We start from the raw sequence: 21747 nt of genomic DNA, 5'->3' as shown, positions 1-21747 counted from the left end.
TTGATAAATTTCGACTGGGAAATTTTGCTTGATGACCGAAAACAGATTTCTATATGGAAAGAGAATCAGAAGAGTATTTTAATAATTTCAGAAATCATATTGAAAAGTATGTAAAACTCGAAGAATCTGAAGCAGGTCATATTTTCAGTTTTTTCTCTATCAGAAAGGTGGAAAAGAAAGATGTCCTTCTTGAACCTGGAAATATCTGCCGGGTTGAATGTTTTGTGAGTTCGGGTTTATTTCAATCTGCAGTTCTTGACGAATCAGGTAAAACACATACCCTCAATTTTCCCCATGAAGATTGGTGGGTAGGTGATTTCAAAAGTTTCAGTACCAGAAAGCCTTCTGCAATGAAAATAGAAGCACTAGAGGATTCAACAGTGCTGGAAATCTCAAAACCTTCTTTAGATGAATTGCTAGGAAGTTCCCAAAGTTTTGCGATTTATTTCAGGACACTTAGCGAAAATGCAAGTATGGCAGCCAATGAACGTATCATTAACCAATTGTCATTAAGCGCCGAAGAACGGTATGAGTTGTTCAGAAAAAAATATGTGAGGCTAAAAGATCGGCTTTCCCAGCGGAGGATCGCCAGTTTTTTAGGGGTTTCACCTGAATATTTCAATCAGATAGAAAAGAGGAAAAATAGAAATACTTAATGTAGTTAAAGTTTTCAGGGTTTTGGAGTCGGTAAGTTTGTGCAACTTAACTGAGAAACAATGAATGAAAAACACCCAAACGTCCAATTAGTAGAAAGCTTTTTCAACGCCTATGCAACTGCTGATTTCGAAGGAATGCAACGCGTAATGGCTGGAAATGTCAAGTGGCATATTCCTGGGAAACATCCCTTTAGCGGCACAAAAAATGGAATAGCTGAACTATTGGAATATTTAGAGAAATTAAATGAATTCGGCTTTAAAGCTGAGCAGATTGTAATGGGAGTAAATGATAATTACGTGATCGATTGTCACAGAAACTGGAGCACTTCGCCCGGCACACCTGTTCTCAATGTTATGTCTTGTTTGCTATGGAAGATTGAGGAAAATAAGATCGTGGAGGTTTTTAATTTCCCTCAAGAGCAGTTTTTGGTGGATAATTTCTTCAATAAAGCTTAGGATCGAGAAACGTGATTACTTGGGATACACCTCATGCTGTCCTCATTCTTGATAAAGGTATAACGATAGAAGTTAGGCATTCATACCAAGCTTTTACTTTTTATAACTTTGGGATGAAGAGGTTAACCAAAAATAATTGATCAGGTAGTGCGTACTTCCTTACACTCAAAAACCATAATCCCAACTCTGGATAATGAGTTTCGAATGAACTTTATGCCACCTAACGACTATCTCATTTCTGCTTTGAAAGAATTGACCACCGAAGTGAAAATAGGCTTCGCTTTTTCGAATTGTCCCGAACGTGAGGTTGCGGTTATTTTGAAGGTTTGATTGAGTTTTTGGTACATGTAAAAAATGCCCGTTTTATCTCCATTTGTGCCATAGGAGAATTTTACCCACCTAGCTTGAGTTTCGTCTATTGTCGTGGTTCCATTTTCCTCCGCTTTTAAATTTGGAAATTCCTCAGGTAATATGTACTGAATTTCAAAAAGGAAATCTTCTTGTAAGGATTGATTTCCACCAACAGATTCAAAATTTTCTGTTCCCTGAGCGCCCTCTAAATACGTTATGGACATGACAGCATTTTCTAGGCTTTTAGCTGTAATCCTATAATCGTAGCCGTCGTCATTGACCTCCCAACCATCAGGCAAAATATAGCTGAATTTAATTTCGGGATCTGTTACCACGACCCTTTCTTGGGCAAAAGAAATTAGTGGGAACACTGAAAGGGAAAATAGCAGTAGGATGCGATATATCATGATGGCTTCAAGATTAGGATAAACAAAACATCTGAACTAATATATCCATTAAGCAGGTGCTTATAAAATACATCCGCTTGATTTAAGGAGAATTAAGAAGTGGAATGAAAATGCTTCCTGCACGCTAAAAGCTACACAAAAGCCTCCCTCAAATACTTCGCAGTATAATTCTCCTCTTCTTTCATCATATCCTCTGGAGTTCCTTCGAAAGTCAGATATCCTCCTTTATTTCCGCCTTCTGGACCGAGATCAATTACCCAATCGGCAGATTTAATCACTTCGGTATTGTGCTCGATGATGATCACCGAATGACCTTGATCGATCAGCGCATTGATGGAGTGGAGAAGTTTTTTGATGTCGTGGAAGTGGAGACCAGTTGTCGGTTCATCGAAGATAAATAAGATATGATCGCTGGATTTTGTTCCGCCTTTTCCGAGGAATGAGGCCAATTTCACTCGCTGAGCTTCCCCGCCGGAAAGTGTATTGGAGCTTTGTCCCATACCGATGTAGCCAAGCCCAACTTCCTGTAAAGGCTGAAGTTTATTGATGATCTGGGTTTTTCCTTTGAAGAAATCCAGGGCCTCATCGATGGTCATATTCAGCACGTCCGAGATATCTTTCTCTTTATACTTCACATCGAGAATCTCATTTTTGAATCGCTTCCCTTTGCAGGATTCACAGGTCAAGTGAATATCTGCCATAAACTGCATTTCTACAGTGGTGATTCCTTCGCCAGCACAGTTTTCACATCTTCCACCATCTACGTTGAAAGAGAAAAAAGCAGGTTTGTAGCCTCGCTGCTTGGAAATAGGCTGTTCTGAGAAAAGCATACGAATCGCGTCATAAGCTTTCACATAGGTTACAGGATTTGATCTGGAGGACTTTCCGATTGGATTTTGATCCACAAATTCCACTTGGGAAATGGATTTGTAATCACCTTCAATCTTATCGTACTTTCCACTTTCGTCAATGACCGTTCCAAGCATTTTACCTAAGGCAGGATAAAGAACTTTCTTAATCAAAGTGGATTTCCCAGACCCTGACACACCAGTTACGCAGGTGAGCGTGTTAAGCGGGAATTTTACAGAAATGTTCTTAAGGTTATTTTCCCTAGCGCCTTTTACCGTAATTGAATCCTTCCACTTTCGGTTACCGTCTTTCTGGAAAATCAGCTCTTCCCCACGCAAATACTTGGCAGTATGGGTTTGAGCCGAAGTCATGAGTTCAGCTATTGGCCCTTGGAAAAGCAATTCTCCGCCATGAACTCCCGCATCAGGTCCGATATCTATGATTTGATCGGCAGCTTTCATCACTTTTTCCTCATGCTCTACCACGATCACCGTATTGCCAAGATCCCTGAGAGATTTCAAAACTTCGATCAATCGATCCGTATCCCGTGGGTGCAGGCCTATGCTCGGTTCATCCAGAATATACATGGATCCGACTAGTGCTGAACCCAAAGAAGTCGCCAGTTTTATCCGCTGAAACTCCCCTCCAGAAAGGGTAGAAGTCAAGCGATTCAATGTCAAATAGCCCAAACCAACTTGATCCATATATTCCAATCGACTTTGGATTTCCTTCAGCAATCGGTTGGCTATTTTCGCCTGATGTGGCGGAAGATCAAGGCTATTGAAAAATGGCAAAGCCTCATCAATCGGCATCAGCACGATATCCTGAATGGATTTATCTTCGATTTTCACATAAGAAGCATCTTTGCGCAGGCGAGTTCCTTTGCAATCTGGGCACGTCGTTCTTCCTCGAAAACGAGAAAGCATCACGCGATATTGGATCTTATGGGTTTTGGTTTCCAGGTCTTTGAAAAAAGCGTCTAAGCCTTTAAAATACTTGTTTCCAGTCCAAAGCAGTGCTTTTTCCTTCTCGTTCAGATCCTCGTAAGCGCGATGAATCGGGAAGTCAAATTCGATTCCTTTCTTCAAAAGTGGCTCCACCCAACTTCTGGACGATTCCCCACGCCATGGCGCAATTGCTCCTTCGTAAACCGAAAGGTCTTTCTCAGGAATCACCAAATCTGGATCTATTCCCAGCACATTTCCAAAACCCTCGCAGGTTCGGCAAGCGCCAAAAGGATTGTTGAAAGAGAAAAAATTAACTGATGGAATTTCGAACTGCATGCCGTCAAGCTCAAAGCGGTCAGAAAATGACTTTGTTTCTTGTCCCGGGATGGTGATTTTACAATCTCCATGACCTTCGAAAAGCGCTGTTTGTACTGAATCGGCAATTCTGAATTGATTGTCTTCGTCTTCCTTGTGAACGGCCACACGGTCGATCAGGATCTCATATTTTCCTTTTGGGATCTTCTTTTCCTGAAGCAAATCTTCCACAAAATAAGCTTCATCATCGATCAAGATTCTAGTATATCCTTTTTGCAAGAGCAATTCCAGCTCTTGGTTGATCTTCCTTCCACGCTCGATCTGAAGAGGACAGGAAATCATGACTTTTGATCCCTCGTCGAAAGACTGAATGTAATCCACGATGTCCGTGACGGTGTGATGCTTTACTTCTTTCCCAGAAATCGGCGAGATCGTTTTTCCTATCCGGGAGAAAAGTAGCTTCAGGTAATCGTAGATTTCCGTAGTTGTGCCGACGGTGGAGCGAGGGTTTTTAGTATTTACTTTTTGCTGGATGGCGATTGCCGGAGCTACACCTTTGATGTATTCTACATCAGGTTTTTCCATCCTGCCTAGGAACTGGCGGGCGTAGGAACTTAAGCTCTCCACGTACATGCGTTGGCCTTCGGCAAAAAGGGTATCGAAAGCCAAAGAAGACTTTCCAGAGCCAGAAAGCCCGGTTACAACAACAAATTTATTTCTTGGAATCGCGACGCTCAGGCTTTTCAGGTTATTCACCCGGGCGTTTTTGATGATGATGAATTCTTTGGGATCGAGGTCGTCGATTTTCGTTTTCGTAGGCAAAGTGCTCAAAGTCATAGGGGACAAAGTTACGAAAGGAACAGAGGAACTCCTTGGAAAGTTTGAAGCTTGCAGCAAATTGTCGGATATGGATAGCGCGATAATCTTCCAATCTTCTAATCCGCTACGTCGGACAAGTACTTCCAATTAAAATTCTTTTCTTCGCATCATGGATATCCAATGGCTTATAGACGGCTTTGCCCAAGGGCTCGCAGAAATGACCTGGCTGGAAGCTATTGCTGTGTTTTTCGGAATTGCTTCTGTCTTTTATTCCATGCGCGAAAATATCTGGGTGTATCCTACTGGGATTATTTCCACGCTAATTTATGTTTGGATTTGCCTCCAATACAAGCTCTATGCAGACATGGGAATCAACGCCTATTATTTTAGCATGTCAATTTTTGGCTGGTATGTTTGGACTCATCCGAAGCAGGGGAAAAAAGAATTACCCGTGACTTGGCTCAAAGCAAGAGGCTGGGCTATTTCTTTAGGGATATTTGTGGTTTCCTACATTCTCCTTGTTTTCGTCTTAGTTAATTTCACTGATAGTGATGTGCCGTTTTGGGATTCTTTCACCACTGCTTCAGCTTTTGTTGGGATGTGGTTGATGGCCAAAAAGAAAGTGGAAAACTGGATATTTTGGATTATTACCGACTTGGTAGCGGTACCACTATACTTCTATAAAGGTCTTGTTTTGACCTCATTTCAGTATCTTTTCTTCACAGTGTTGGCGATTATTGGGTTAATTGCCTGGATCAAGTCAGCTAGGAGGAAAGAAGAAAAGGCGGTGCTGCAGAGTTGAACGAAGCGTATTCAATAGGGCTTCGACTTCGCTCTGCCTGACAACGTATTCTATTTCACTCTTTCAGAGCTAAAGGAAAACTAAATAATTGCTAACCCAGCTCGTTAGGCTGGGCTGTAGTATCTTGAGCTCTCAGCCCAATTCATAGGAATGAAAAATTTTGCTTTGCGCCCCTCCGCGTCGACCTCCGTGGCCTCTGCGGTAAAAAACACCTTCTCAATGCCAAAACGAATCTTAATTCTAGGCCCTGAATCCACCGGGAAAAGTACCCTTGCAGCAGATCTGGCTAATCACTTTGGGGAGCCTTGGGTGCCGGAATATGCACGAGAGTATCTCGATAATCTGGGGCGGGAATACCGGTACGAGGACTTAGTGAAAATCGGTAAAGGTCAGATTGAGCTTGAAGATAAACTTGCTGAAAAGGCAAATGATTATCTTTTTGTAGATACAGATTTACGAGTTATCCACATTTGGTCGGAGCATAGATTTGGGAAAACTGATCCTTGGGTATTGGAACAAATAGCTACTAGAAAGTATGATTTGATACTGCTGACAGATACGGATTTGCCCTGGACACCTGACCCCTTGCGGGAATATCCAGAACTGGAAATGCGGAATTACTTCCTTGATTTATATACCAAATTGGCGAAGGAAAGCGGTTTTCCTTTTTTTCTAATTTCGGGAAATAGGGATGCGCGGCTTACAAAAGCCCTTGAATTATTTTAGTTTCGAGTTTGAAAACACAATGCTATGACACGAAATATTCTCTCTTTAATTCTAGTACTCTCATTTTTTTCCTGCCAAAAAGATGAAGAACAGAAGCCTATAAAACCAAATATCGTTTACATTTTGGCAGATGATTTAGGATTTGGAGAAGTGGGATATCAGGGTCAAAAGAAAATCAAAACGCCAAATATAGATGCGCTAGCTGCTTCAGGCATGGTTTTCACTAACCATTATTCTGGTGCTCCTGTTTGTGCCCCAGCTCGGTGTATTTTATTGACGGGCAAGCATGGAGGACATGCCTACATACGTGGCAATGATGAATGGAGAGAGCGAGGAGAAGTTTGGGACTACGCTAAAGCTGCGGCCGATCCAAATCTAGAAGGTCAAAGGCCTTTGCCGACTGGGACTACTACACTCGCGTCGATTCTTCAAGGTCAAGGTTATAAAACAGGAATCGTCGGAAAATGGGGTTTGGGAGCACCGCTGACTGAAAGTATTCCTACCAAAATGGGATTTGAATATTTCTACGGCTACAATTGCCAGCGGCAAGCGCATAATCTTTATCCTCCTCACATGTGGGAAAATGAAACTAAGATTCCTCTAAACAATTCAATTGTAGTTCCAAATACAAAATTGGATTCTCTGGCAGATCCAAATGATCCCTCTAGTTATTCCAAATACCAGCAATCGGATTATGCACCAACATTGATGCATGAGAAGGCTTTGAGCTTTATTGAGGAAAATAGAGATGAGCCATTTTTCCTTTATTATGCTTCAGCATTGCCTCATGTGCCGCTTCAAGCACCCAAAGATGATGTGGAAAAGTACGAATCAGAGTTTGGAGATGAAGCTCCTTATGATGGATCTCAAGGATATTTTCCAAACAGATATCCACACGCCACCTATGCGGCGATGATTACCTTATTAGATCAGCAGATTGGCGAGGTGAGAGCAAAATTAAAAGAGCTAGGACTAGAAGAAAACACGATTATTGTGGTCACGAGTGATAATGGGCCTACGTATACTGGCGGTGTAGATTTTGACTATTTCGAAAGTTCTTCCCCATTCACCAACGGTTATGGTCGTACCAAAGGATTTGTTTACGAAGGAGGAATTCGGATTCCCATGTTAGTGAGCTGGCCGGGAAAGGTGCAGGCAGGAACGCAAACAGATCATATTTCTGCCTTTTATGATGTGATGCCTACGATTTGTGATCTACTTGGGATTGCTCCTCCTTTAGATGCAGACGGAAAGAGCTTTCTTCCTACACTTCTTGGAGTTGAGCAGGAGGCTCATGAATTCCTGTTCTGGGAGTTTCCTGAATACGGAGGACAGCAAGCTGTCCGTATGGGTAAATGGAAAGCAGTTCGGCAGAATATTGTTAAAGAAAATAATCTGGAGATAGAATTATACGACTTGTCAACAGATCCTCAAGAGCAAAACAATGTGGCTGAAGCTAATCCTGAAATTGTTCAAAGAATGAAGGAGATCATGAAAAATGAACATACTACACCAGCTTTGGATCGCTTTAAAATGGCAGCACTGGGGGATTAAATAGATTGTATAAAATTTACTTGTTTACCATTTCCCCAGTGAAAGCGTAGCTGCTTCTACCACTCTCATTAGGTCTGGGTGTACGTTGTTGTTGAGAATAATGATCGTTTTGTTTTCTTCAAGGTAACGGACGATAATAGTTGAATAACCTGGATTGCTTCCTGTGTGCATGACCATTTTTCCGAACGGGCTTTGGGGCTTTATCTCCCAACCGAAACCGTAATAACTTCTCGTTCCATTATTGAGTTTGAAAGCGGTGTAGGCTTCTTCCATGGTTTCTTTAGAAACTAGTTTTTCTGTATAGAGCGCCTGATCCCATTTTAGCAAGTCTTTAGCATTGCTACTTACCCTTCCTGGACCTTTTCTATTTCCTAACCAAATGGTGTAATCATCCGAATGAAAGGTCGCAGCGTTGACGTATTTGCCATTCTCGTCTTTGAGATGGCCAGCTGCAAAAGTCTCAACTTTGGCCTTTTCTTCAAGTGATCTGATATCGGTGTCATACATTCCTAATGGCTGAAAAATCCATTCCCGCATGAGCTCTACAAAGTCTTTTCCTGTGGCTTTTTCCACAATACTTGCCAGAAAAACATATCCAGTATTGCTGTATTCGTATTGCTCGCCAGGGTCGAAAGATTTCACAGGAGCATATTCTCGCAGGTATTTGAGGATTTCGGGGTTTCCTGCGACTTTGCTTTTGTCCCAATGTTCATCCATAATTGCCTGGTAATCTGGGAGACCACTCGTATGTGTGAGGAGATTTCTGATGGTGATTCCCGGATAAGGATTTTCTATGTATTTGGAAACTTGATCATCAAAGTCCAGCAATCCTTTTTCCTTGCACATCATAATCATCATAGCGGTGAATTGCTTGGATAGCGATGCCAATTCGAAAATATCATCTTCGTGAAGCAGACTACGGTTCTCATATGCGCGAAGTCCCAATGCATCTTCGAAAAGGATTTCCCCATCTTGAGCCACTAGAATCACTCCCGAGAAACCTTCTCTTTGAGCTCTTTCTACTGCATCGGTAAGTATTTTTTGCTGAGCAACTGTGTCAACCTGAACGTAAACAAATGCCAAAAGGAATAATGCGAGGAGTTTGTACATGGCGAGGTGGGATTTGAAAGGAAATTACAAAACCTTTTGTATAGGAAGACACCTTGACGTCTTTTATTTAAGCTCAAAAAGATTCAATTAAAAAAGCCACGGAAATTATCCCGTGGCTTTTAGCATATCAATAAGAGGTTTAAGACTTATTCAACTCCACCTTTTCTAGTAGGAGATCTTACAGCTGGCCATTCTGTTGGTTCACCATTTCTTCCCAAAGGAACCCTAACTTCTCTAGAAACCATATCGTCTTCTTCGCTAGCCATGTACACCATGATAGCTGCCATGATCACGTTGTTTTGAACATCATCAAAAACGATTTTATCATACGTATCTAAGTTGGTATGCCAGGTATAAGTACCATAAGACCAGCTAAGGGAACTTAATGAAAAAGCAGGAACTCCTGCTGCCACGAATGAAGCATAGTCAGATCCGCCTCCACCTGGGTTTCCAGGAAAGGTTGTTTCTACATCTCTTGTGATCTCTCTTGGCACCTTGGACATCCAACGGCCTAGGTAATCATAGCTGTGTATGAAACCTTGACCTGAAACATTCGCCACACGGCCAGTACCATTATCTTGATTGAAAAGCGCCTGAATCTTAGGCATCATGTCCGCATGATCCTCTACAAAAGCTCTTGAACCATTCAGTCCTTGCTCCTCAGAACCCCAGTGACCAACCAAGATTGTTCTCTTTGGGTTAGGATAAACTTCCTTCAAAACTCGCATCACTTCCATCATCATGATGGTACCAGTTCCATTATCCGTAGCACCTGTACCACCATCCCAAGAGTCAAAGTGTGCAGAAAGCATCACATACTCGTCAGGCTTTTCAGTTCCTTTGATTTCAGCAATGGTATTGAAAGTTGGGACCATTCCATTCTCTTTGGACTGTGCATTGAGGTGGATCATTGGTTTTTCGCCACTCTCAGCAAGTCTAAATAGCATTCCGTAATCTTCCAGTGAAAGATCTACAGTTGGTACTTTTTTAGTGGATGCAGAGAAGATTTTATTTGCTCCGAAACCTTGTGACCAATAAGAAGTGATGATACCTAATGCTCCAGCATCTTCAAGTGCTAAAGGTAATTCTCTTCTACCTTGACCAGTTTTTTGAAGTCTTTCATTCCAAGCCCTGTTGGACTCGGTACGATCTTCTTTCATTTTTTCGAAAGATTCTTCAGTGGCATATTCTTCCCAGTTGTAGTCTGGACGACCAGTCAGCTGCGGAGCTGAGATCATTACATATTTGCCCTTTACCGAGGGAAGCCATGCTTTGAAAGCTGCTTCATCAGCCAAATCTGGAATAACCACCACTTCGCCATTAGCTCCACCTTCCGGTGATGATGGGCTCCAAGCCAATTGCTGGCCTGAAAGTGATTTTGTCCATGGAGCAATCATATCGATGTGAGAAATTCCTCTTTCCCATCCTCTCCATTCGCCCCATTGCTCATTGCGGGCTTCGATGCCCCAGCCTTTGTATTTGGCTACAGCCCAATCGTGCGCTTTTTGCATTTGCGGGGAACCTACCAATCTTGGTCCTACTCCATCCATCAATTCGTGGCCGATCTGTTTGAGTTGGGAGTTTTCTGTTTCTTCTTTGATGATTTTTTCAATCACCTCATCTTGTGCTTGGACATTGCTGACGAGAAGCAGCATCAGGCCCATGCCTAATAAGTATCTCTTTTTCATATGTTTATATTTGGTTTTCTTTGGTCCCGTGGAATTTTATTTGATATAAACATCCCAATTAGTGTAGGATTGAACATGCTCGATCTCATATTTGGATGTTTTATTTTTAAAATTATCGCTTAGAAACGTGATTTCCGCACCGTTGGTGGATTTGTGGGCGTACAGAATTGATGCTTGTCCTAATGATTGAGCACAAATCTGATGACTGGTTTTTTTTGTATAAAAGGGAAAATGTTTGGGATGATCTCTAAGCAAATAAGTTAATCAGGTTCTTCTTAAAATAGGTAGCGCTTTCTTTTACACTTTGAATAGGGTTCTGAGCGAAATTTCCACCTTGCTCGATGTAGTAGTATTCCATTCCAGAGAGAGTAGCATCGGGTAGTATTTTCGTATAATCAATCGAACCATTCCCCATTTCAGAATAGTCTCTTGTGACTTTATCCATGTCTTTGATATGCCACATGACAAATCTGCCTGGCGCTTTCATGAAAAGTTCATGGGCAGTTAGTGGAGAGCTGTGCGCCACCCAGTACAGGTCGATCTGAAGTTTGACTAGCTCTGGATCTGTATTTTTCAAAATGATGTCATAGCCGATTTCACCCTTATGGTCAATAAACTCAAAATCATGATTATGATAGGCAAAGCCAAGTCCGGCTTTATTCACTCTTTCTCCAATCAAATTCAGCTTATCTGATAAGATCTTGAATTTTTCAATGGAGCGGGACTCTGGATCTAGCCATGGCCAGGTAATATACTTTTGGTTTAGGGCTTGAGCTCCTTCTATGCTTTGATCTGTATATCGCATCAAGTCCTCGGACGATCCGTTGAAATACTTGATGAAATCGTAATGACCAGAGGTGCTTTCTAAAGAGTTGTCTTCTAAGACTTTCTTAAAATCGGTAGCAGGCATACCATAGAATTCCTGTTTTTCTCCATCATAACCATAGGTTTCGGTGTCCTGATAGCCAAATCCAGCAATTGTTTTTAAAGCTAGTTTTGGATCTTCTGCCATGGGAGCTCTAATCGTAAAAAGCTGAAGTCCCATTTTGTAATCTTTAGCCCTAGGGGAATTGAATCCAGCTAATCCAAAACTTGCTGCAGATACGGCAAGTCCAGTTTGTTTTATGAAATCTCGGCGGTTAATCATGGAATGCGATTATTAGGGTCAAGGTAGAAAAATCAGCAGTGAGACAGACTATTTTGTTTGCTCAAAATAATTATGAAAAAATAGCAATTGATACTGTACCGCATCTCTCCAATAGTCCCAAGTGTGGCCTCCAGGGCCAGTTATAAAGGTATGTGGGATGTTGTTGTAGGTTAATTTTTCGTGGAGTTTTACATTTACTTCGTAAAAGAAATCTTCTGTACCGCAGCTAATGATTAATTTCTGCTTGTTTGGGATCAGACGATTACTCTGGTATAAAACGGAATATTCTTCCCAGCGCTCAGGGTTTTCTGCTTTGATTCCTAGGTATTTTTTCATTTCCCAGTTCTCTGGAAAAGGGCTGATATCCACGCCGCCACTAAGGCTTCCTGCAGTGCCATAGGTATCCTGATGTCTAAGAGCAAGGTAAAGTGCACCATGTCCTCCCATGCTGAGTCCTGTGATAGCTCTTCCTTCACGACTTGCTATTGTGCTATACTCTTTGTCAATAAATTCCACCAATTCTTTTCCCACATAGGTCTCGTATTTTGAGCTTTCTACCTCAGGACTATCCCAATACCAGCTACCAAAGTTTCCATCTGGTGTAACAATGATTAGTTCGTATTGGTCTGCATAAGTCTCTAGAAGAGGAACTTGCTGTATCCAAGACTTATAATTTCCTGAATAGCCATGTAGCAAATAAACTACTGGGTAATCTTTAGACTGACTATAACCGCTTGGGGTAATTACCACAGCTTTGATTTCCTTTTGCATTGAAGCACTATAAGTGGCGACCGTGTCGACACTTGCCAGCGTTGTAAAGGAAATAATGCAGAAAAAAGAAAATGTAAAAAAGGAAGATAAGAAGGATTTCATTATTCGGATCACTTTAGGTTGTGTAGAGTAAAAATGGCAAGGAATACTTGAAATTTCTGTATATCTAATTGAAAAAGTACTTTTGAATTGATTTTTCTAAGGTTTTCAAGAGCGGATCAATCTGGTTGCTTATTCTTCTATTGGTAAAAAGATCGTCATTTCTGTGCCTTTGCCTACGCTGCTTTGCACCCGAAAATCCCCTCCATGGGCTTTAACAATATCATAGCTCAGGCTCAAACCTAATCCAGTACCTTTTCCAGTAGGCTTGGTCGTAAAGAAAGGTTGGAAGATTTTTTCTTTAATAGAATCGGGGATACCATTTCCGTTGTCTTTGACGGAGAGCTCTACCCCGTTGAGAGATTGTTTGGTAGAGACTATTACCATAGGATGGTAATCATCGGCTCCATCTTTATCCGAACTTTTACGCCGTTCCGCACATGCGTAGAAAGCATTGTTTACTAAGTTAAGAATCACTCTTCCAATGTCCTTTCCAATGATATTTATTTTAGGGATCAAAGGATCTAGTTCCAACTTAAAGTCTGAGTTGAAGCTTTTGTCTTTGGCACGGATTCCATGGTAAGAAAGACGTAGGAATTCATCCGCTAGGGTATTGATATCGGTCAGACTTTTTTCACCGGAATTTGTTCGGCTGTGCTCGAGCATGCCTTTGACTATGGAATCAGCTCGCTTGCCATGCGAGTTGATCTTATAAAGGTTTGCTTTTAAGTCTTTGCCAATAGCTTTTGCCTCATCTATTTCTCCTTTCTCTAATTCCTCGTTCATTTCCTCTACTAATTCAGCACTTAATTCTGAAAAATTATTTACAAAATTCAGAGGATTCTGAATCTCATGAGCTATTCCGGCCGTGAGTTCTCCAAGAGAGGCCATTTTTTCGGACTGAATAAGTAGGGCTTGGGTGGATATTAATTTGTCATAAGCTGATTCTGCGATCTCTCGTTGAGCTCGAATCTCTTCCTTTTGGAAATGAAGCAATCGATTTGCTTTTTGCTTTCCAAGGTTGTTTCTATAGAGATAGATACTTATGATAACAAACAAAATTAAAGCCACTAATGAAGCTATTATTATGATCCTTTGGTTAAAAACAGCAGCGTTTTTCAGGTCTTTATCTTTCTGTAGAATCTCTATTTCAGCTTCTTTTTTATCCAGCTGAAATTCGAATTGAAGCTGCTGAATCATTTTTTCTGTACTGGTCTTTGCAATAATTTCCTTTACAGATTTAACATTTACTTCATTTTCATATGCTGCCTTATAATTTCCAGCCAAGGCATAGGATTCTGCCAAGTTTTGATAAATCTCCACCAATTCGTTTTTTGCATCGATCTCTATGGCCAGGACTTCTGCTTCCTCTAGACTGCCAATTGCTCCTGGATAATTCTGCTGTAATTTCTGTGTTTTGGCTAAGCCTATTAGGCTCTGGGTTAATTCAAATTTTGCATCAGACTTCTCCGAAATTTCAATTGCCCTTTCATGAAATGCATAGGCTTTATTGAAATCTCCCAGAATTGAATTAATCTCGCCAAGCTGCGTCAGTGGGAACGTTGCATCGATGGTTCCATCGCAAAGTGCCAGAGCTACCTCATGATAATTGGTGGCTGAATCATAGTTAGATTCCAAAAAGTAAACCTCTCCTATATTCATGGCTGCTATGGCCATACCAGACTCTAGGTTAATCTCTTCAAATACCTCAAGCGACCTTTTAAAGTTAGTCAAGGCCTCATTTATGGTATTGTTGTTCTTGCTATAAACAGTCCCTATGTTATTGAGAGAAGTCCCTATTCTTAATTTGTTGTCAAGCTGCTCAGAAATTTTAAGGGATTCAAAATGAAGCTCTAATGCCTTGGTATTATTGCCAAGCATGTAATAAATCGAACCTAGATTGCTGAGAATATTGGCTTCACCGGTTTTGTTTTGAAGCTCTCTATACACCTTGAGGGCTTCCTGAAAAGCTAAAATAGCTTCTTGAAAGCTGCCTAGTTGGGCATAGGCCCTTCCCTTGGAATTGAAGCCATCCGCCAATCCCTTGTTATATTTTATTTCAGTTGATAATTGGATGGCCTTTTCAAAATAATCGATGGCATCAGTTATTTCAGTGCCCAAAAGTTCTAATCCTAAATCTAAATAATGCTTAACTTTTAAACTGTCTTCTTTTGACTCTCCAATAGCGACTACTAGGCTATCTACCCGAGAAGTTTGTGCTTCACTTTCATTTACTAGAGAAAAATAAAACAGTATTATAAAGAAGTACTTATTGACAGTCAAATTTCTATTCATATCAACTTTTTAATTGCTTACTAGTAGGCTTTGTCCAGATTGGCAATGCTCTTTTTTTCCACTGTCGGCAAAACGCTACCTTTTATTAAAAATAATCAAATCTCATAAGAACAATTTGTTTATGAGGGTATTATGGGATTTAATTTAAGAAAAGAAACGTATGAAATACTATTCCATACGTTTCTAAAAAAGGTATTTCTCAATTATTTAGGGCTCTTTAATCACGTTGACGGATTTAATTCCTATCAAAGTATTGACGTGAATAATATAAAGACCTTGATGCATTCGTGAGAAGTCTAATTGAAGTCGATTTTCATTTTCAAACCAGGTTTTTGGCAAATGCTGAACTCTCCCCATTGCATCCAGAATAATTAAAGAGAAATCAGATGGCTCTTCAGTAACCAGGCCGTTTAGGTTAAGATTGAGTATGTCTCTTACAGGATTAGGATATGCTATTAACTGTGTGCGAGTATCGATCTCTTCCTCCAGTAGTTTTTCAATTCCCTCAGATAATACTATCTCCGTATTCGTTTGGTTTAACACAGTGACCTTTCTGGCATTTTCAAAGCTTGAAACCATTGGACGGATCACTATTCCTTGAGAAACCCATTGCTCACTCTCAGTAGCCGTGGCGCTTAAATCACCAGTTGCGCCTGGTTCACTTTGAATAAAGTAGGACATCATGTTAGAAGTTAAGCCTTGTTGATTATTAGGATCATCGTAAACTTCTATAGTACCTGCTGGTGCTGTCCATGTTGAGTTTTTCTTATTGGAATAGAATAACATTACCATGGAGTTGCAATCAATAGTAGTAAGTGACGGGGCCGTAGCAGTTAATCCTGGAGCTCCGGAAGCACCGCTAAATGCTGCAATTGGACCATCAGGATGCGCTACATCTGCTCCAGTTACTCGAGTAATACCCATCGTCCATTTTGGAGCTTGATTGATTCTGAATTCATAGTTCTCCGGTTCATTATTATCCTTCACTATTTTGTAGAAAGTAAGCATTGCCACTTGATTCTCTTGGTTCACTCGATTGATGAGAACCCAATCTTTGTCAAGTGGGTTGACAGAAGGGCCTTCGCCTTTTTCAATCATCAATCCTACGATCAACAAATCACCGACTTTCGTATTTGCAGGCCTTTTAATAGTTGCTGGATTACTTGTATTTCCAGCTCCCATTGCCGTTTCAAAATCTCCAATCACCGGAGCCTCATTGATGCAACCAACGATCAGCAATGCTTGAGCTTCTGAACGTGTTGGATTATAATTTTCATTGCCAATAAAGGTTGCTACTACTTGGTAGGTGCCCGGGAAAATAGGTGCAAAAGAAGTAGGACCATAACTGGTTTCACCAACACCCACATATTCTATCGTGAGTAATGCAGGATCTAAAACATCTTCTTCTCCACCGATTCCATATGCTGAAGCTGTTGCCTCAATTGGACCTTCGTTGTATTCAAACCTTCCTCCAGTCACAGTTACCGTTGGAGTTGCTTTTTCTACGGTCAGCAAGCCTTTGGTAATGGCTTCAACGCTGTAGTTTGAAGGATCAACAAAAGTAATTGTTGGGTCAATCTCATAAATTCCGGCGTTGATTATACCACTACTTTCATACGACACTTCATTTTTAAGCAGTGAATAGGAAATCGAGCTAATTACAGATTCCTCGCTGTCTTCGAGAGTTACTTCTACTCCATCAGGATCAAGGAAAGTGGTGCTAATCTTAAACCCATCAAACTCGGTATTATATCCTGGGGCTTCATCACCATAATTAATTAAGGCTGGCTCTGCAGAAGTAGTGGCAGTTAATGGAGCAGGAGTGATCGTAAGATCGGCAGGCAAGTAAGATGAAATAAAGTTTCGGGATTCAAATGTTCCTGGGATTATGAAGTGATTTCCTACATCTGTTCCTGTGACCATATTTACTGAGAAGAATTCAAGATTGAAATCAGTATCATTCTCACCAATTTCTTCCCCAAAATCATAGTATTTACCTATTTCAGCGTTTTCACCTTCCTCAGCCAATTCCAGATCAGCTTCACCAAAAATTACAAGGCTATTGTTTTCCGCTTCTTCTTCTCCTCCAGTGCTGTTGATGATCGTTCTTGAATTAATGATCGTTCTACCATTTATCAGCGTTCGCGCATTGATGATGACACGACCATTGATGATGACTCTTCCATTGATCAAGGTTCGTGCGTTAATCATTGTTCTAGCATTGATGATAGGCCTTCCATTTATGCTCACGGATTTCAGTTCTTGATTTAGCGGATCTTCTAAGTAATCAAGGAAGGCATCCCCCGGCACATCGAATGCGGAATTAATGATTGGCCTGCCGTTCAGGATAGTTCTTGCATTAATTATGGATCTAGCATTGACAATGGTTCGTCCACTGACCATGAAGCTTTTGTTGATAAAGCTGTCCTTATTGATAATTATCCTGCCGTTAAAAATACCCAGAGGGAGGCTGTTATCTCCATCTCTTTTAGCTAATTCCAGATCCTCAATGTACTCTGCAAGAATGCTGTTTTTTAAACCTTGGACGTCATTTATTTTTACTATGCCTTCAAATTCAATTAGGTCTTCAGGAATAATGACTTCAAATTCTATAGCATCACTGATTGACTCACCATATTCCACGGCAAGTTCGTCAACCAAATCAACAGGTTTGATGGAAATTGGCAGTGCTTCCACTGTAATAATTCCCGGGCCATAATTTCCAAAGGCATCATTTGTACCGTCATAAAAAAGAGTCTCATCTTCCTGTAAAACGCCTACATAATTATAGAAATCTGAGAAAGTATAACTTGTTGGAGCGTGAGAGGCTGTAATAATATACGTCCCAACTTCAGCCAAATCTCCACTGATCGGGCTATTAAGGCTGACTAGCTCTAAAGAAGGATCTGTATTTTCAGGATCAAGGGTAAGACCTACCTCTTCTAAAGTCAATTCACTTAACTCCCAATCGTTATCCACTCGTTCATACACGCTCGCAGTAAATGGCTCAATAACTTGGGCAAACTTCTTTGTCACATCATCTGCTCTGATGGCAATTGTCTTTTTGACTATATCAAAGAAATACTCCGGTCCTGCAGTTCCTCCATCCAGTTCACTATCAGAAATGGCATTATTTACCACCGTGACGCCTGGATTTCCTTCAAAAGTAGGCACTGTTACTTCCAAATAGCCTGCTCCAAATTCATCAACTCCATAAACAGCAATCAGTTGTTCTTCTCTCAAATAAACATTTGATCCTTCATAGAGATTTGTCCCTGTTATAATCAATTTAAATTCTACCTCTCCAGGATTTATACCCTCATCATAAACCAATTCAATGTTGTCTGGATTAGGAGCGGCGAGTGTGAGCAAAGCTTTGTCCGCCCTTACAAGGCCTGACCCAGATTTGAAATCAACTCCGGATTCATGCATGTCTTCAGCGGTAGATTTAAGGACTCTGCGAATGTCTTCCGGCAAACTAGTTCCTACATCTCCAACCCAATCTGTGGGTTTGCTTTCAGGATAATATTTTACACGTGCCTGTTTCACCAAGGCAGCAATTGCGGCAGCATGCGGAGCTGCAGCTGAAGTTCCATAGAAGTTTGGAAAATCATCTCCCTCCAGATTTGGCGCTCCAAAGTTTACGGTTGTATTCACTCCATTTGGCGCTGTAAAATCCGGCTTACTTCTAACTACACCGTTGGTGGTTGTTCCTCCCCGTGAGGAGAATGTGGCAACTGTAAAAGGGTCAGTTCCGCTAGGAACCAAGTCAGAATCAAATCCAAAAACTGAAGTGTTGGCATAAAGCACAGCTCCCACAGTCATGGCCCCTTCCGAATTAGCATGCCCTACAATTGTGGAAGCATTGATTCCATTTGGATCATTTGGGTCGAGCTCACCTCGATAAACAATATACTTGAACTTAATACCCAGGTTGGTTTCCATGTCAAGACAGCTTTCACACTCCCTAGCTATCAAAAGCTCTATGGTGGTAGGTTGAGAAACAGTAAAGGAAAGAATTTCTATAGGGTCGCCATTTGCATTATTTCTATTGAAACCGAACAAAGGAACTCCGTAGTCTTTTAGATAAATATCAAGATCATACAAGCTACCAGTCTGGTCAATTGAATACAAAGGATCATCCCACTGTAGAGCTATCATATATACTGCAGGACCATTTTGACCTGGGAAGACGTTAATCGACTGGGTTGTACTTCCATTACTAAATTGGTGCACGCGGCCACCTTCCCAAGTGCCACTATTCAATGGCAATTGAATGTTTGGATCAGTAGTAGGAGTGAATAACCCTTCAAAACTTTTGCTTCCGAAATTTCCTGCAGAAGTGAAGTAGGATACTCCATTTGCAGTGACTTCATTTACAGCTTTTGCCACTTTACCATCACTGAATATTGGCTCAGTCATATAGGATATATCGTCCACTAAAATATCACTTCCCGCTACTGCCATATCTCTAATTCCTTGCGCAAAATCACCTGCCGTTAGAACCCCGGTTCTGAAACCAAGTTCGGCGCCGGGAGCGACATCATGAATAATCTGCATCATTGCACGTCCTTCGTCAGTACCAGTCCCAAATCGACTTGGCATATCTCTTAAAAAATACGTGCTCGCAGGTAAATCTCCATTCGATATATCATTAGCTAAGGTATTGACTCCAGCATCTGTGCGGGTAGCATAACTATCTGAAAAAACTCCGATTTTTATGCCTGTTCCGTCTATAGGCTGATCCCCTTCAAAATGCGAATATCCTGCTCTTACTAAATTGGAACGCATGACCCGGTCACCTTGAGTCGTCGTAGCGCCTTTATTGGGAACTGGAGGAATAGCAGGTCTGACGTGATTGATGGCTTCAGGGAATTGATTTAATTCCAACAGCTTTTCTATTGGGAAAAACCCAGCAATAATCAAAGAATTAGGGTCTTGCTTTAGTTCATCTTCTGTAGGAGTGACAAATCCCAAATTTTCAAGAATCGTTTTAGCTTCGCCAAACTTATCTTTCATGTAAATTACTTCGATCAGGACTTCATTTCCATCGATATAAAATACTTCGTTTGATTCTACAACCTGTCCTTGATTGAAGATTTCATGCAGCGCACTTAATTCAGAACCAATCAGCTCATATACTTTTCCTTGGCTACAAATCCCGAAAATTTGACGATCGTTCACCGTTACGGTGAAACTTTCTGTGCTACCACAATTTCCTTCTACGGAAACTTCAATTTCATCACCATCAGTCACTAAAATAGATTCTGGAGTTTCAATGATTTGACCATTCCGGGTAAATATCAAGTCTCCATTATCTACACTTACAAAATCATTCAGATTTGCGATGGTTGTGTTTCCTCCATTTTCTGCACTACAAAGTACAGCATCCACGACTGAAATATCTGGAGGGGTAATCAAGCTGACACCAAGGGTACATTCGGTAGGAGCGCAGGCACCAATGTTGTCGATTTTAACTGACACAGTGCCGGATCCAGTCCAGTTTACAGTAATTGAATTAGAGCCTTCTCCAGAAATTATTTGTCCTTCTCCACTTAAAGACCAAACGTATGAAAGTGATCCAGCTGGTACTGTATAGGTAGCAGAGGATCCAGCACAAACCTCAGTCTCTCCCTTAATTGTGCATTCGGTATCAAAGTCAATTACTTCTGATGTAGCTTGAACAGAAACACTTTGACTACCAGCAGACTTTCCATTAATAGAGACCACTCTGGTATGGTATGGTGAACCGTTTATGCTGGAAGCTGAATTTCCATCTCCCCAATCTTGTGCTTTGGCGATATGACCTCCCCAAGCAATAATTACTGTGTTATTTGCCCCATTTTCACCATCGGCTGAGAAGGTTATACTTAATCTTGTGATGGTGCTTGTTGATGAACTTTTCTCCTGAAGCACATACTTAATATCTTTAAATGTACCTCCATAAATAGCCATTCTCTTTTCTAAGGCGGAGAGTTCATTAAAGCTTGCTAAAGGCTGCGGAGCCCCATCAGGAGTTGGAATTGCGATATAATTTGGGATTCCAGACTGGGGAATGACCGCTTCACAAATTCTATCAAAACTAGTGATATAGTCGATCGCGTATTTGGTGTCCTTACTTGTATCCCATTCAATTTCAACCGTATGAGTACCCGGTTTTAATTTTGAAACAATAAGACGATACGGAATGGATTGTCCTTCGTAGAAATGGCTATTTCCTGAATTTGAATTTCCAGAGGACCAGTTTACGGGGCTTACAGGGTCACTATCAAATCCGCCATTTTGGCCTTGTTCCAATTTTACATTTTGGGCAAGTGTGAAATTTGATAAGAGTAATAAAAGAAAAACAAACCCCTTAGTGATAGGAATTAACTTTTGCATCATGGCATGTAAAGTTTAAAGAATTAAAATTTAATCAGAAATGATATGGTTTTTGATAGAATCTAAAATCAAATAAAAAGTATCAAAAACTACTTTTACCTTCTGTTATAGGCAGAATGGTACCAACAATTAGTATGTCTAAAATAGTCAAAAAAGAATACATATAATATTAAAGATCAAATGATTATGAATAATTTTTAGATTTTAAAAAGCCATGGCTCGTAAGAATTAATTCATTCTGTACTATAAACTTTAACTATTATAACCGAGATTAATTTTTATATGACTATTTTGTTATTAAAAATTATTATTCTAACAAAAAACTAAATTGTACAGAGGGTGAAGTTTTTTCACATTTAAACAAAAAGCTAATT

The 21747-nt window shown here is 40.7% G+C and carries 13 protein-coding genes; 5 read left to right on the top strand and 8 right to left on the bottom strand.

What is annotated here, in order from left to right:
- Positions 1–53: 53 nt before the first annotated feature.
- On the top strand, positions 54–656 hold the full coding sequence (locus LV83_RS00575; RefSeq protein ID WP_111609579.1) for a Crp/Fnr family transcriptional regulator: 603 nt from the start codon (positions 54–56) through the stop codon (positions 654–656).
- Positions 657–716: 60 nt separating this feature from the next.
- Positions 717–1112, top strand: coding sequence for a nuclear transport factor 2 family protein (locus tag LV83_RS00570; protein ID WP_111609578.1), 396 nt, complete (start codon positions 717–719; stop codon positions 1110–1112).
- A 227-nt stretch (positions 1113–1339) separates the two neighbouring features.
- Here the strand turns inward: LV83_RS00570 and LV83_RS00565 are convergent, their stop codons facing one another.
- Positions 1340–1870: a hypothetical protein gene (locus tag LV83_RS00565; RefSeq protein ID WP_111609577.1), complete on the bottom strand. Its 531-nt coding sequence runs from the start codon at positions 1868–1870 to the stop codon at positions 1340–1342.
- A 131-nt stretch (positions 1871–2001) separates the two neighbouring features.
- Complete coding sequence (gene uvrA, locus LV83_RS00560; RefSeq protein WP_111609576.1) at positions 2002–4818, bottom strand: excinuclease ABC subunit UvrA; 2817 nt, start codon at positions 4816–4818, stop codon at positions 2002–2004.
- A 151-nt stretch (positions 4819–4969) separates the two neighbouring features.
- Between uvrA and pnuC the strand changes: the two genes are divergently transcribed.
- The 3 genes from pnuC (at position 4970) to LV83_RS00545 (ending at position 7882) form a co-directional block, all read left to right on the top strand.
- Positions 4970–5602 carry a nicotinamide riboside transporter PnuC gene (pnuC, locus tag LV83_RS00555; protein WP_111609575.1) on the top strand — a complete coding sequence of 211 codons (633 nt, stop codon included), beginning with the start codon at positions 4970–4972 and terminating at the stop codon, positions 5600–5602.
- 219 nt (positions 5603–5821) lie between these two features.
- Positions 5822–6328, top strand: coding sequence for an AAA family ATPase (locus LV83_RS00550; protein ID WP_111610084.1), 507 nt, complete (start codon positions 5822–5824; stop codon positions 6326–6328).
- 24 nt (positions 6329–6352) lie between these two features.
- Positions 6353–7882 (top strand): arylsulfatase, encoded by a 1530-nt coding sequence (locus LV83_RS00545; RefSeq protein ID WP_111609574.1) that lies wholly within the window; start codon positions 6353–6355, stop codon positions 7880–7882.
- A 24-nt stretch (positions 7883–7906) separates the two neighbouring features.
- Here the strand turns inward: LV83_RS00545 and LV83_RS00540 are convergent, their stop codons facing one another.
- The 6 genes from LV83_RS00540 to LV83_RS00515 all read right to left on the bottom strand — a co-directional run bounded on the left by LV83_RS00540 (position 7907) and on the right by LV83_RS00515 (position 21376).
- Positions 7907–8992: a serine hydrolase domain-containing protein gene (locus LV83_RS00540; protein WP_111609573.1), complete on the bottom strand. Its 1086-nt coding sequence runs from the start codon at positions 8990–8992 to the stop codon at positions 7907–7909.
- 146 nt (positions 8993–9138) lie between these two features.
- The gene (locus tag LV83_RS00535; protein WP_111609572.1) at positions 9139–10680 is read right to left on the bottom strand and encodes a M20/M25/M40 family metallo-hydrolase; all 1542 of its coding nucleotides are present in this window, start codon (positions 10678–10680) and stop codon (positions 9139–9141) included.
- A 247-nt stretch (positions 10681–10927) separates the two neighbouring features.
- The gene (locus tag LV83_RS00530) at positions 10928–11827 is read right to left on the bottom strand and encodes a sugar phosphate isomerase/epimerase family protein (protein WP_111609571.1); all 900 of its coding nucleotides are present in this window, start codon (positions 11825–11827) and stop codon (positions 10928–10930) included.
- A gap of 48 nt (positions 11828–11875) precedes the next feature.
- A complete protein-coding gene (locus tag LV83_RS00525) occupies positions 11876–12598 on the bottom strand; it encodes an alpha/beta hydrolase (protein ID WP_111610083.1) in 723 nt (240 codons plus the stop codon).
- Positions 12599–12829: 231 nt separating this feature from the next.
- Entirely contained in the window at positions 12830–14992 is a 2163-nt protein-coding gene (locus tag LV83_RS00520; protein ID WP_111609570.1) for a tetratricopeptide repeat-containing sensor histidine kinase, read from the bottom strand.
- A 207-nt stretch (positions 14993–15199) separates the two neighbouring features.
- Positions 15200–21376 (bottom strand): S8 family serine peptidase, encoded by a 6177-nt coding sequence (locus LV83_RS00515; protein WP_245946958.1) that lies wholly within the window; start codon positions 21374–21376, stop codon positions 15200–15202.
- Positions 21377–21747 lie beyond the last annotated feature (371 nt).

Origin of the sequence: Algoriphagus yeomjeoni (assembly GCF_003259505.1) — a bacterium.
Lineage (GTDB): Bacteria > Bacteroidota > Bacteroidia > Cytophagales > Cyclobacteriaceae > Algoriphagus > Algoriphagus yeomjeoni.
The sequence above is the reverse complement of the archived record's forward strand: the minus strand, read 5'-3'. Positions and strand labels throughout refer to the sequence as shown.